General features: G+C 39.1%; 13 protein-coding genes. 10 read left to right on the forward strand and 3 right to left on the reverse strand.

What is annotated here, in order from left to right; all coding sequences use genetic code 11:
• Positions 1-212: 212 nt before the first annotated feature.
• Both CLV99_RS00005 and CLV99_RS00010 read left to right on the forward strand, forming a co-directional pair.
• On the forward strand, positions 213-1,160 hold the full coding sequence (locus CLV99_RS00005; protein WP_133582436.1) for a TIGR01212 family radical SAM protein: 948 nt from the start codon (positions 213-215) through the stop codon (positions 1,158-1,160).
• A gap of 379 nt (positions 1,161-1,539) precedes the next feature.
• Positions 1,540-3,075 (forward strand): T9SS type B sorting domain-containing protein, encoded by a 1,536-nt coding sequence (locus CLV99_RS00010; protein ID WP_133582437.1) that lies wholly within the window; start codon positions 1,540-1,542, stop codon positions 3,073-3,075.
• 25 nt (positions 3,076-3,100) lie between these two features.
• Here the strand turns inward: CLV99_RS00010 and CLV99_RS00015 are convergent, their stop codons facing one another.
• A complete protein-coding gene (locus CLV99_RS00015) occupies positions 3,101-3,568 on the reverse strand; it encodes a pyrophosphohydrolase domain-containing protein (protein WP_133582438.1) in 468 nt (155 codons plus the stop codon).
• A 97-nt stretch (positions 3,569-3,665) separates the two neighbouring features.
• On the reverse strand, positions 3,666-5,105 hold the full coding sequence (locus tag CLV99_RS00020; protein ID WP_133582439.1) for a pseudouridine synthase: 1,440 nt from the start codon (positions 5,103-5,105) through the stop codon (positions 3,666-3,668).
• A 287-nt stretch (positions 5,106-5,392) separates the two neighbouring features.
• Between CLV99_RS00020 and CLV99_RS00025 the strand changes: the two genes are divergently transcribed.
• The 7 genes from CLV99_RS00025 to CLV99_RS00055 all read left to right on the forward strand — a co-directional run bounded on the left by CLV99_RS00025 (position 5,393) and on the right by CLV99_RS00055 (position 12,114).
• Positions 5,393-6,103, forward strand: coding sequence for a lytic transglycosylase domain-containing protein (locus CLV99_RS00025; RefSeq protein WP_246032660.1), 711 nt, complete (start codon positions 5,393-5,395; stop codon positions 6,101-6,103).
• Positions 6,104-6,278: 175 nt separating this feature from the next.
• Entirely contained in the window at positions 6,279-8,420 is a 2,142-nt protein-coding gene (gene ccoN, locus CLV99_RS00030) for a cytochrome-c oxidase, cbb3-type subunit I (RefSeq protein WP_133582441.1), read from the forward strand.
• 33 nt (positions 8,421-8,453) lie between these two features.
• Positions 8,454-8,654, forward strand: a complete 201-nt coding sequence (locus CLV99_RS00035; RefSeq protein WP_021071481.1) for a hypothetical protein — start codon at positions 8,454-8,456, stop codon at positions 8,652-8,654.
• Positions 8,651-9,553 (forward strand): cbb3-type cytochrome c oxidase N-terminal domain-containing protein, encoded by a 903-nt coding sequence (locus CLV99_RS00040; protein ID WP_246032661.1) that lies wholly within the window; start codon positions 8,651-8,653, stop codon positions 9,551-9,553. Before CLV99_RS00035 ends, CLV99_RS00040 begins: the two co-directional genes overlap by 4 nt.
• Before the next feature lie 29 nt (positions 9,554-9,582).
• Entirely contained in the window at positions 9,583-10,974 is a 1,392-nt protein-coding gene (ccoG, locus tag CLV99_RS00045; protein ID WP_133582442.1) for a cytochrome c oxidase accessory protein CcoG, read from the forward strand.
• Positions 10,975-10,986: 12 nt separating this feature from the next.
• Complete coding sequence (locus CLV99_RS00050) at positions 10,987-11,412, forward strand: FixH family protein (protein ID WP_133582443.1); 426 nt, start codon at positions 10,987-10,989, stop codon at positions 11,410-11,412.
• A gap of 9 nt (positions 11,413-11,421) precedes the next feature.
• Positions 11,422-12,114: a sulfite exporter TauE/SafE family protein gene (locus tag CLV99_RS00055; RefSeq protein ID WP_133582444.1), complete on the forward strand. Its 693-nt coding sequence runs from the start codon at positions 11,422-11,424 to the stop codon at positions 12,112-12,114.
• Positions 12,115-12,135: 21 nt separating this feature from the next.
• Here CLV99_RS00055 and CLV99_RS00060 read toward each other — a convergent pair whose 3' ends face one another.
• Positions 12,136-13,494 (reverse strand): MATE family efflux transporter, encoded by a 1,359-nt coding sequence (locus CLV99_RS00060; RefSeq protein ID WP_133582445.1) that lies wholly within the window; start codon positions 13,492-13,494, stop codon positions 12,136-12,138.
• Between the two features lie 136 nt (positions 13,495-13,630).
• Here CLV99_RS00060 and CLV99_RS23500 point away from each other — a divergent pair, with 136 nt between their 5' ends.
• Positions 13,631-14,152, forward strand: coding sequence for a Sec-independent protein translocase subunit TatA/TatB (locus CLV99_RS23500; protein ID WP_133582446.1), 522 nt, complete (start codon positions 13,631-13,633; stop codon positions 14,150-14,152).
• Positions 14,153-14,158 lie beyond the last annotated feature (6 nt).

Here is a 14,158-nt window from a genome sequence, read left to right on the forward strand (position 1 = left end):
CGCCAGAGCCGATGGTATTGCCGTAACAGGTGGGAGAGTAGGTCGGTGCCTTTTTTAATACGAAGCCCCTTCAGGAAACTGGAGGGGCTTTTGTTGTATATATAATCCCCCAGCGGATAATGCTAAACGGGAATAGGATTACCCCTGTATTGACGAATATCTCATTTCTATGACGCTATTTCTCGTATCTAATCTCTATCTTTGCAGCAACAATGGGTACATTATTAGATAATGGCGTTAAGCCTTACAATCACTACGGAGCATATTTAAAAGAGAAGTATAGTGGACAGCGTGTCTTTAAAGTCATCGTGGATGGAAATTTTACCTGTCCAAATAGAGATGGTAGTAAAGGCTACGGTGGATGTACCTATTGTAATGTGGATTCTTTTACGCCAGATACAGCCAGAAAGATTCCTAGTATTAGAGAGCAAGTCGAGAACGGAATAGAACGGGCGCGTAATAGCTACGCGGCAGAGAAGTTCATTATTTATTTTCAGCCGAATACGAATACTTATGCTCCGGCTCATTTGTTGAAAATGATGTATGATGAGGCTCTAAGTATAGATCCTGAGAATACTGTTGGGCTATCCGTTGGCACACGGCCGGATTGTTTAGATTTTGAGAAGATCCAATTATTGGAATCTTATACTGATCGATTGGACGTGGATCTGGAGATGGGAATGGAATCGATTTATGATGATACCTTAGAACGTATTAACAGAGGTTGTTCGCATGGTGAGTTCCTGAGTACAATGAAGTTGCTTGAAGGCACCAAACTTGAGCTTTGTGTGCATACGATTTTTGGTTTCCCTTGGGAAACCGAGGAAATGATGTTGAAATACGCTGAGGAGATTAATAGACAACCTCATATTAAGTTTGTCAAGCTTCATCACTTACACATTGTTAAAGGCTCAATAATGGGAGCGAAGTTTAATAAGGAGCCTTTCAAGTTGTTCGGGATTGAAGATTATACTGATTTTTTAGCTAGATTTATCCCTCTTTTGAGACCAGATATTATCATTCAGCGCATTTTTGGTATCGCCGATAAAGAACTATTGATTGCACCAAATTGGGGATATCCAAAGTCTAAGATCCAAACCTACATCGATAAAGGCCTGGAAAGTAGAGGTGTCAAACAGGGCGCTAAGTATTTCATTTAGAGAATTCCCCTACTTTTGAAATTCACCTTCATTATTGTCTAATTTGCCGGCGTTTTCTTGAGCGTTTGGGAAATTTATTTTCTATTCTTTATAATTTTCTGCTTTTTATTTTCTTTCTTTGTATAATACTTATGAAAAACAGAACAGCTTTTCTCTCTTGAGGAAAGTTATTCTAACATCTAATTTTGTTCGTTCATTACCTAGTTACGGAGTTTGCTTCGCGTTACAGTTTTCTGATTGTTAGGTCATCGTTTGGACTATATATTGTAATAGCTGTTCGTTAAGCATTCTATTTCTCTAGGTATCAGAGTTATAGGTGTTTTACATTGGTATGTGATGATTAATTTTTTTTTGTTTCATCGTAAAGCATATCGAAATTATGAAGTGGTTATCTTTTTTTGTGTTGGCAATGGGGATTTCGCTTAGTACATTCTGCCAATCCGTTGACAAAAAGGTTTTTATCTTTGATGGAGTCCGGGAAATAGGCGAAAGTGAAACTTTGGTTGTTGATTCCGATACTCTCATTTTTGGACCGAATGCGGAGTTGTCAGTACTAGGTATTCTTGAAGTAAAGTCTTCTTACATTATTTGTGCGCCTTCTGCTCGATTGGAGGGAACGGGGAAAATGCGTATTATGGCTCCAAATAATAATGTTGTGGGCAAGATACAGATGCCCACATGGATTGATGGTAATGGAAACTCTACGCTTAGTCTTCGGATTGAACTGTTTAACACTGGGAATTTAATTCTATCCAATTTACAACATAGTTTTTTGGAAGGGATAGAGTCTACTTCAGCGGATTTTTATACCAAAGAAAGTATAGGATTAATGGAAGACGGTGCCTGTATTGAACTGCGAGGAAACCGTCTTAGGCTGTATCTAGATGCTGTATTGGAAAACTCATCTGCGACTCGGATGGTCATTTCTGGTAATTTATCTAATTCTATTTATTCTAAAAAGATGGCCGCTAATACAACCTATACATTTGCGATCGGATTAAGTGAAGGGGATTATAGTCCAGTTATTCTAACTCCAGAGAAGGAGACTGAGTTTTTTGTAAGTTTAGTGAACAGTTCTGTGGATGATAAAAGTATGTCTTTTGCGAAGAAGGATGGCGGAGTGAATCGAATTTGGGGAGTATATGCAGATCATAATGCCCGTACAACTTACGTTTTCGAACATAGTAAGAATGATGCGTCCGGATTTGTGAAAAGTCAGGATATGGAAATTTTCCAATATTCCAATGCGAAGGAGTGGCAGTTAGCAACAACGGATTATTTGGGCAAGGAACAGCATAGTACCAAGAACCTTGCAAGTATGTATGCTGGGGTTGCTAAAAATTATTTTTCTAAGTTCGGGAAGATTATAAATGGACCATTGTCTGCGGATGATTATGTAACCACGAAAAAGGGACAATCGGCAATGATTCCGATACTGGCAAATGATAAGGGAGGAGATGGTAAATTACTTGCAGAAAAGACGCGGATCGTCGAACGAGCTACCAATGGAACCGTTACCTTGTCATCTAGAGGTGAAGTTGAATATCAGCCAGCAGCTGGCTTTGTCGGTTCTGATTTCTTCGTTTATGAGGTTGTAGATGAATTTGATCTTGTTTCTAGGAGTACAGTTTATATCACGGTAGAAGGAGATGGAATTTTTACGGTAAGTAACGTGGTGACACCAAACGGAGATGGATATAATGACAAATTGGTGTTTGTTTCAGAAGAGCAGTTTATGAGTTTAGAACTCACTATTGTCAATCGTTGGGGAGATCGGCTCTATCATAACAGTTCTTACGATAATAGTTGGGATGGAACGGGACTAAGTGGGGGAACATATTACTATGTGATGAAAGCAAAACGACACAAAGGTGATGTTGTTAATCAAAAAGGATGGCTTCTATTGACCAAATAAAAAAGCGACTATTTGTCGCTTTTGTTTATTTTTCTAGTATAGACTTTAAGTCTGCAGGAGAGTAATTGATCGATTTGAGCGTTTTATTGTCTCCTTCTCGGAAAACTAGAAACTTACCATCTACTTCCTTATAGTATGAATCTACTCCTTTTGCTTTGTAATGTGCTTGAGTAGCAATTGCTTCTTCTTCATTTTTACATGCTTTACTCATATTAGAGCGCTGTACTTCTTCAAATAGCGTATTGAATTTGTCTTTTAATCCAAATTCAAGGATGGCTCCAGATAATACGTATTGTATATCACAAAGTGCGTCTGCAATCTCAACGAGATCCTGAGCTTGAATAGCTTCTTCAAGTTCTTTTAATTCTTCTTCTATCAGGGAGACCCTTAATTTGCATCTGCTTTCTGAGGGAATTTGAGGAGTATCTAATATAGGATGTTGAAAAGTTTTATGAAACTCAGCAACGGAAGTAAGAGTTTTAGGGTCTGTCATTTTTGTTTATTAATTAATTTATAAAAATACAAATCTTTAACCGTATTCTATAGACTTCATAAAAAACTAAAGTCCCGATCTGTTCGGGACTTTAGTCTTATTTTATTAAGTGCTTTAATTGAATAAGCTCACGTTCTTCCAAGTATCTCCAACGTCCTCTCGGTAGGTCTTTCTTGGTTAGACCTGCATAAACAACCCGGTCTAGTTTTATAACCTCGTAACCCAACGATTCAAAGATACGACGTACAATTCTATTCTTGCCGGAGTGGATTTGTATTCCGATTTCACGTTTAGAAGCACCTTGTACATAACTTAAGTCATCTGGTTTTATAAAGCCATCTTCCAGCTCTAGACCGAATTCGATTTTATTGAAATCTCCCTGAGTAAGACTTTTGTTAAGTTCAATCTGATAGATTTTGGTGATATTGTTTTTAGGATGGGACAGTTTATCGGCCAGATTACCATCATTGGTCATCAATAATAGTCCCGTTGTATTTCTATCTAAGCGACCTACAGGATATATTCTCTCCTTAGTAGCTTTCGAAACAAGTTCCATAACGGTACGACGTTCTTGAGGATCGTCCGTTGTCGTGATATAGTCTTTTGGTTTGTTCAAGAGTACATAGACCATTTTTTCACGTTTCAGACGTTCGTTATTGTAACGGATTTCGTCTTTGGCAGGATCGACCTTAGTTCCTAATTCAGTAACAACTTCTCCGTTTACAGAAATTACTCCGGCACTGATTAATTCATCAGCTTTTCTTCTGGAGCAGATTCCTGAGTTAGAGATATAGCGATTAAGGCGAATAAGCCCATCATCTTCCACTTCGTGGTTCGCTGGTTTGCGAGCTGGTTTGAATTTATGTTTATCAGAGTATTTGAAGTCATTATTGTCCTTCTGTTCTTGATACTCATCATTGAATATGCGTTTTCGTCCTGAACCAAAACTCCTGTTCTCTCTAGCATCACCATCTTTTGAACGGTCAAATGTAGAGGAGCTTGGTTTATTGAATTTAGAAGGCCTCCCTCCTGATTTACGGTCTTCAAACCTGTCTTTAGAAAAAGAAGGTTTGTTAAAACTTCTGTCGCTTTCAGATCTGTTTCTTGAGAACGAGCCTTTATTAGATGAGCCTCCTTCTTCGGATCTATTTCTTGAGAACGAGCCTTTATTGAATGAGCGACTATCTTCAGATCTGTTTCTTGAGAACGAGCTTTTATTGAATGAGCCCCCTTCTTCGGATCTATTTCTTGAGAATGAGCCTTTATTGAATGAGCCACCTTCTTCAGCTCTGTTTCTTGAGAATGAACCTTTATTGAATGAGCGACTTTCTTCTGACCTGTTTTTGCCAAAATTGGATTTTCCAAATGAAGATTTTTCTTCTCTGTTGTCTTTAGAAAAAGAGGATTTACCAAAGCTCTCGCTTCTAGTATTTGTACTTTTTCTTCCAGGCCCCCCTTTGGATTTGAAGTTTTCTGAGTTACTTCTTTGCTTTCTGGAGTTGTCATCCCGACTGTTCCTTTGATTTTTGAATGGCATAATTTTTAAATAAAAATAGAGGTACAAAGGTACTGAAAATATCCCAATTTAAGATTTTTTTTTACATTCAATTTTCTTTGTTTAAAGAGTGTTAGGACATGATTTTTGAGGTTTGTTCAGAAATTCGTTTTTATAAGTGTTTGTTTTTTAGTGTAATAGTTTATACCTTTGGCCCTTCATAAATGGACCAAGCTATTTTTTGATCGACAGTTGTCGTGGATAGGGTAGCATTAAGGGAGTGAATGATTAGAAAAAAAGTATTATGTATTAGTGCAATTTTTTCGATAATGGTTTTATCGAGATTGTATTCAAATCCACAACCGGATTCTTTTGAAAATCCGTTTAAAAAGTTGATGTTAGAGCATGCTGAAAAATTGAAGCATGAAAAGGCAAGTTTAACATCAGTATCAGATGAGGATTATTTCAATTCTCTAACTTTCGCAAATGAAAGTATTCCTACGGAGCTCACCTCTGTGAAACAGAAGCTAGGAAAATATCTTTCCAAGTTTTCTTTCAAAAAGCAACAGTCTTATCAGATGCATAAGCAAGCTGACAAGTTTCTTCCGCAAATTGCTGCTATTCTAAAGTCTTATGGTATTCCTGAAGATTTTAAGTATGTGCCATTGGTTGAAAGTGGCCTTGATCCTCGTGTGACCTCCCATAAGGGAGCTGGAGGATATTGGCAATTTATGCCTGCTACAGCTCGACTGTACGGCTTGCGTGTCAATGCTCAGGTCGATGATCGAGTAGACTTCTTAAAATCTACTCATGCTGCAGCGCGTTATTTGAAGTCGCTTTATGCGGAATTTGGTGACTGGACATTGGTGGCAGCTGCCTATAATGTAGGAGGAGGAAGTTTAAGAGCTTCTATACGTAGACAAAATGAGAGTAACTACTTTAAACTACGTCTAAATGCGGAGACAGGATCCTACGTTTATAAGTTGGTTTCGGTAAAAGAAGTCATTGAAAATCCAGCAAAACACGGCTATCGTATTTAAAATTCTGAGTTTAAGAGCTTAAAAATCAAGGGGCATATATCGTATATGTCCCTTTTTTTTGCGTTGAACTTAAAAAAGAAAGAAAGTGACGAAAATCACTTTTATTGTCGCTAAATATCATTGGATTGTCAAATTTTTGTAATTACTTTTATCTTGAAATCAAATATGAAATGTAATGCAGCTAGAGCAATTTAATTACGACAACAAGATTGTACGCAACTTCGGGATTGCTACAATCGTCTGGGGTATCGTCGGCATGTCTGTTGGTTTACTGATAGCAATGCAGCTGATATGGCCAGAGCTGAATTTTATGACGCAGTATACCACTTTCGGTCGTGTGCGGCCAGTGCACACCAATGCGGTTATTTTCGCTTTCGTGGGTAACGCTATTTTTATGGGGGTGTATTATTCCCTACAGCGGGTACTGAAAGCCAGGATGTTTAGTGACGTACTCAGTAAGATTCATTTTTGGGGATGGCAACTGATAATTGTTGCAGCGGCTATAACGTTACCTTTGGGCCTAACGACTTCACACGAGTATGCGGAGATGGAGTGGCCTGTCGATATCGGGATTGCTGTGATTTGGGTCACTTTTGGAATCAATATGTTTGGTACCATTATAAAAAGGAGAGAACGTCACATGTACGTGGCAGTGTGGTTTTACATAGCGACTTTTGTGACTGTTGCTGTATTACATATTGTCAATTCCATTCAGTTGCCAGTAGGTTTTTGGAAGAGCTATTATGTCTATGCCGGCGTGCAGGATGCATTAGTACAATGGTGGTACGGACACAATGCTGTAGCATTCTTTTTGACCACTCCATTTTTGGGGATGATGTATTATTTCTTGCCTAAGATGGCCAATAGACCAGTCTACTCTTATAAGCTTAGTATTTTACACTTCTGGTCGCTCATATTTATTTATATCTGGGCTGGTCCACACCACTTACTTTATACGTCTTTGCCTTCATGGGTACAATCTTTAGGTGTTGTGTTTTCTATCATGTTGATTGCACCTTCTTGGGGAGGGATGATCAACGGGTTATTGACGCTTCGCGGAGCTTGGGATAAGGTCCGGGCAGAACCTATCTTGAAATTTATGGTGGTCGCTTTGACCTGTTACGGGATGGCGACTTTCGAAGGGCCGATGTTATCCTTGAAACAAGTAAATGCTATTGCTCACTTTACAGATTGGATTGTAGCGCACGTGCATATTGGTGCATTAGGATGGAACGGATTTATGACGTTTGCAATCCTGTACTGGTTGATACCGCGTATTTATAAAACAGAGTTGTTCTCTAAAAAATTGGCCAATGTGCACTTTTGGATTGGTACGTTAGGTATCTTATTCTATGCAATACCCATGTATTGGGCTGCTGTTGTACAAGGCTTGATGTGGAAAGAATTTACACCAGAAGGGGTTCTTAAATACCCTAACTTCTTAGCTACTACTTTAGAAATTCTTCCGATGCACATGATGCGTGCATTAGGTGGTGCATTATATCTTGGTGGGGTTATTCTTATGACGTATAACTTGGTCAAGACTATGAAGTCTGGTAAGTTGATGGCAAATGAGCCTGCAGAAGCACCAGCTTTACTTCCTGTAACTGTCAGCGAGCGTTCTTCGCACCGAAGATTAGAACGTAAACCAGTTCTTTTTATGGTAGTAGCTCTTGTTGCTATTCTGATTGGAGGGATTGTGGAGATGGTGCCTACATTTATGATCAAAGATAATATTCCGACCATAAAAAGTGTTATGCCTTATACCGCATTGGAGCTTCAGGGACGAGATCTTTATATCAAAGAGGGATGTGTAAACTGTCATACACAGACAGTACGTCCTTTCCGGTCGGAGACTGCAAGGTATGGGGAATATAGTAAAGCAGGTGAATTCGTATACGATCATCCTTTCCTTTGGGGGTCGAAGCGTACCGGACCGGATTTACATCGTATAGGTGGTAAGTATCCTAATAAATGGCACTTCGATCATATGTTGGATCCGACTATTACTTCGCCGGGAAGTATTATGCCTCCTTACCCTTGGTTGATCGATCAAAAGTTAGATAATAGTACGCTTGTTGCCAAGATGAACGCGATGCGGATTCTGGGAGTCCCATATTCTAATGAGGATGTTGCCAATGCGGTTGCTAATGCAGAGAAACAGGCCGAATCTATTGCCAAGGATTTAGCTTCTACACAGGTAGAAATAAAATCTGATCGTGAGATTATTGCGCTTATCGCTTACTTGCAACGTCTTGGAACAGACATTAAAGCTGAGCCCAAGACTACTGAAGAGGCAGTCGTAACAGAGAACTAGAAACGGAATATTGTTCAATTAAGTTAAAGAGATATGTTTAAGCAAATAACAAACTTAAATGGTGATGAGATGTATTTGATCACATCGCTATGGATATTCATCGTTTTCTTTGCACTGGTTGGTATAATGTTGTTTTTTATGAAAAAGGACTACATCCAATATATGAAGGATATACCATTTGATGAGTCGGATAAGGAAACCAAGTGTTCATCTGAAGATAATTTGAAATTATGAGTTTATTTTTAATGGCAGCCGAACCTATTGAAGGTGTTACCCAATGGAAGTTCGGAGCGGTCGATCTATATAGCGATATTCTGATCGTCGCGTTAATCGTAGTAATGATTACATTATTGTTCTCAGCACTGGTTGTACATAAAGCGATGAAATCTATCCTTCGTGTGACTATGCCGGAACTAGTTAGAGAAGAAGAAGAACAAAAGCGCCTAGCTAAAGTTCAAGGCAAAGGCAAGTGGGGGAGAATCTGGAATAATCTGTTAGAGCTTCGTCCGATTGATGAGGAAAAGTACATGGTTATTGATCATGAATATGATGGTATTCAAGAATTGAATAACCCGATTCCGACTTGGTTCAACGTCTTGTTTTACTCTACTGTTGTATTTGGTTTCGCCTATCTTTTGGTGTACCACGTGTTTGGTTGGGGATTGAACCAAGATCAGGAATATGTCCAAGAATTAGCAGTAGCTGAAAAAGCTAAGCAGGAATATCTTGCACAGGCTGCAAATTTGATCGATGAGGGTTCGGTACAATTTGATCCTGCGATGGCACCAGCTGGTAAGGCAATATTTACTGCAAACTGTGTGGCCTGTCATGGTGCCGCCGGTGAAGGAGGTATTGGGCCAAATCTTGCGGATAGATTTTGGATACATGGAGGAGAAATCAAAGATGTATTTAAAACTGTAAAGTACGGTGTGCCTGAAAAAGGGATGGTACCTTGGGAGCAAACATTGACACCAGGGCAGATTGCAGAGGTGAGCAGTTATATCCTAACATTGAGGGATACTAATCCTGCGAATGCAAAAGCTCCGGAAGGAGTTGAAGTTAAAGCTTACGAATCGGAAGGAGCTTCTGCTGATGCTGAAGGAGCCCCTGCTGACTCAACTGTGAATAAATAGATTTTTACATCGTTTAATTTTTAGGAGCAATGGAAGCAGTAGTAAATGACAACGGACCCGTATTACCTTCGAAAGGAAAGAAGAGAACTTGGATATACGCTAAAAAACCATCGGGCAGTTTTTATAATGCACGACAGTATGTAGGCTATAGTTTGCTACTGTTTCTATTTGCAGCTCCTTTTATAAAGATCAATGGCAATCCGTTTGTCATGTTCAACATCATCGAGCGGAAGTTCTCGATATTTGGGAATATGTTTTTCCCACAAGACCTCCATATCTTCGTATTTGGGACGTTGATTATTCTTGTTGGAATTGTCCTTTTTACCGCAATTTTCGGACGCGTATGGTGTGGATGGACCTGTCCTCAGACCATATTCATGGAATTAGTCTTTAGGCGTATTGAATATTGGATTGAAGGCGATTGGACCCAACAAAAAAAGTTGAACAATGGTCCAAATACTGATGCACGTGCTTGGAAGAAGATGTTGAAGCACACGATTTTTATTGCTATTTCTTTTCTTATATCGAATATTTTTCTGTCGTACATCATCGGTATTGATGCGTTACTTAAGATTATCACTGATCCTATTGATAGTCATATCGGCGGATTGATTGCTATTATTATTTTTACAGCTTTGTTCTACGCTGTCTTTGCATTTGTGCGGGAGATTGTATGTACTACGATATGTCCTTATGGTAGATTTCAGGGGGTACTTCTCGATGACCAGAGTCTTACTGTGGCCTACAATGAAGAACGTGGCGAACCTAGGGGTAAACAGCGCAAGGGAGAGAACGATGAGCACAAGGGCGATTGTATAGATTGTAATCTGTGTGTACATGTATGTCCTACAGGTATAGATATTCGAAATGGGATACAGCTTGAATGTGTCAACTGTACGGCTTGTATAGATGCCTGTGATGCTGTGATGGAGAAAATCAATAAGCCGAAAAGATTGATTGGTTTTTATTCATTGGGTCAGATCGAAGGGAAGAAAGGCTTTAAGAAAAGCCGCGTTCGGCACATCATCTATGCTATTATATTATGCTTTTTGGTGACCGGTTTTGGTTTTATGCTCTTTAATCGTTCATTGATCGGTGGTTCTTTGTTGCGGGCGACGGGTAGTACCTACCAAATACGGGAAGATGGGACTGTCAGTAACCTGTATACCTTAGAGCTAATTAATAAAAGTGGAAAGGAAATACCTTTTGAACTGGTTCCGGAAGATCGTAAATTAGCTATTCAGTTGGTTAATAATGTCGGTAAGCTCTCAAAAGACGGATCCGCAAAAATTAGTTTCTTCTTGATTGGAGAAAAAGGGATTTTTGAAAAATACAAAACTGATATTCGTGTACAGGTCGTTTCGGAAGGAGAGGTGGTCGAGAGTCTTAAGACGACTTTTATTTCACCTTCTGGCTCTTAAAATATAGTTGATATGAACTGGGGATTGAGAATAGTTGTTGGTTTAGGAACGTTTATGCTCTTGATTATGGGAGCGGGTATTTATATGGTATCGCACGATACAGATTCTCTTGTCGACGAAGACTACTATGAAAAGAGTCTTAGCTATGACGATGTTTACAAACGAAAGCAAAATGTGATAGACGATGACGTCAAACCCAAGTTGCAATTAGATGGAGATACACTAACTATTGTATTCAAAGGAGATATTAATAAAGGTGAAGTTAATTTCAAAAGGCCTTCTGATGGTAATTTGGACTTAAAAGTTCCTTTTTATACCCAATCAAATACTTTTCGATTACCTGTTTCAACTTTTTCAAAAGGCAATTGGACTTTGGAGGTTGTATGGGAACATAATACACGCGCCTACTTCGATAGCCAGTCTCTATTTATACAATAGCGGGTTAATATGACATATTACTATTTGGCATTTTTCATGGGGCTATTTGGTAGTATCCACTGTGCTGTGATGTGTGGGCCACTACTTATAGCGATTCAAGGCAACCAGAAAATTTCATGGGTACAGACATTTAATAAGTTGTTGTACCAAATGGGGCGTATTCTGACCTATGGAGGTCTAGGGCTTCTACTTGGTCTTATAGGTAATATCGCTTCTGTCCAAGGTTGGCAACAGTTTTTTTCTTTGGTGACAGGCATTGTTCTGGTTCTGATAGGGTTATCCTATATTTTTGCCAAAAATTCAGCTGCTCTAGCTCAATTTCAAACTCGTGCCATCCAACCTTTCGCGCGTATGATGGGACGCTGGCTCTACAGACCCGGAGGTTCTTTTATTGCTGGTGTACTAAATGGTTTGTTGCCTTGTGGTATGGTGTATATGGCGCTTGTTTCAGCGATGAATGCAGATGGAGTTGGTGCAAGTTTTCAATTTATGCTTTTATTCGGCTTAGGTACACTCCCTTTGATGTTGCTTTTTTCTGTCGCCTCCATGTGGACAAAAAAAATGGTAAAGGTTCGATTTGCCACAATAATGCCTATACTCTACCTATTAATGGGAATCTGGTTCATTTTGAGGGGAGCCAATCTCGACATCCCCTATCTTAGTCCGTTGTTGTATATTGAGGGGGCTATTAATTGTGCTTGATAGGCTATTAAACACAATCTACTAAGCGATTATCAGTTTCCGCGAAGCGATATAGCGATATCTCATATTTAGCAAGATAGAAGAACTCAATAGCCCAAGGGTAAGTCCGTACCATACTCCTTTAATTCCCCATTGTAATACTATTCCCATGAAATAACCTGCAGGAAGCCCAATGATCCAGTACGAAATAAAGGTAATCAATGTAGGTACATTAACATCCCCCATACCTCTCAAAATACCAAGTCCCACCACCTGTGTTCCGTCAAATAGCTGAAAAAGTCCAGCAACCAGTAGCAATTGCGCTGCCAGTTGTATAACATCTACATCTTTGCTGATGAGGTAGGGTAATTGCTGATTGAAGACAGCAAATAGAATTGCAGTACATATCATAAAGAGTAAAACTAAATGGTAGGAAACCTTTGCAAATTTCTGTAGTCGAATAAATTTTCTATTTCCAAAACTGTTGCCCACCTTTATCGTAGCGGCAGCAGCAATCCCACTCGCCATCATATAGGTCATTGATGCCAGTGTAATAGCCACTTGGTGTGATGCCTGTTCTAAGGCACCAATTTTTCCAGCAATGAGCGATGCACCTGCAAAAGCACCGATTTCAAAGACATATTGCATAGCGACAGGTGTTCCTATTTTGAGAATGGATATCACCCGTTGTTTTTGTACAGAGAAGAACTTAAAATGGACGATGTAGCTTTTAAAGTGCTTGGATCTTAATACATAAAATAGCATAACCAACATCATGAGTATACGATCGATAAGAGTAGCAATACCCACTCCGCGGATCCCCATAGGAGGGAAGCCAAACATTCCTTTAACTAATATAATGGCGAGTACAACATTCAGTACATTGCCCCATATCGTAACCTGCATTGCTTGTTTTGTAAAACCTAATCCTTCAGCAAATTGCTTGAAGGTATTGAAAGTCATCAAGGGTAATATCGATAGACTGAGTAGGAGAAGGTAAGGCTTGGCTTCATTGACTACGTCTGGATCCTGGTCTGCGTGCTGCATCGCAAACATAGAACCAAAGTAAACGATACAAAATAGCAAAATCCCCGAGATAATATTTATCCAAAAACTATTGGATAGTAACTTTCCACATTCTTCTTTATTTGATTTTCCATTTTCTTGAGCAATCAATGGGGTTAGGCCGTATGCGATACCAAGACCGATTACGAGTACCACCATAAATACAGAATGGGTTAGCGAAACAGCCGCAAGGGAAATGGTTCCAGCAAAATGTCCAACAATCATTGTGTCTGCAGTCTGGACCAGCGTGTGCCCTAGTTGAGATATAACAACAGGTCCGGCTAATGCCATTGTACTCAGGTAGTAAGAACGATTATTTTTTATATTTTGGAACATATTTTTTGAACTAGTCTGCAAAGGTACAAAAGTTTGAAGGTAAAAATAAGCAGATGAATGTGTCTAAATAATTACAACTAGCTATTGATGTAAAAAGATAATACACTTACCTTAGCTTTTCTAAAGTTTTAAAGTTATGACATTAGCATTTTTGAATATTGGTACGCAGGAGATGATTTTGATAGTAATAGTAATACTATTACTGTTTGGAGGAAAGAAATTACCAGAGTTAGCTAGAGGCCTAGGAAAAGGTATTCGTGAGTTTAAAGACGCTTCTGAGGGAATTAAAAGAGAAATATCGGATCAGATCAACAATTTTGAAAAGGATTTGGATGTGACGGTAGAAGATAAGCCTCAAACAAGTGCACCCAAAGCAGAAGAGACAAACGTAAATACAGCTGAAGTCTCCTCTGAAGATGAGACCATTGCCGAAACTGAGGCCGAGAAAAAATTTCCACAGTTTTCTGCTCCAGAAAACACCTATCAACATAATCCTGGTGGTCATCCAGTTGATGATACAGAATATTATAAGTACGGTTATAGTGACCATTTTTCTAATAAGGATACCACTGTAGAATCAGTAGATACAAAAGAAGAGCAATCTAAAAATAGTGGAGAGGAATCTTCCGCAACAAACTCTCCTTCAGGACAAGCTTAAAAACAC

The sequence above is a fragment of the Sphingobacterium yanglingense genome, assembly GCF_004363245.1.
Classification (GTDB): domain Bacteria; phylum Bacteroidota; class Bacteroidia; order Sphingobacteriales; family Sphingobacteriaceae; genus Sphingobacterium; species Sphingobacterium yanglingense.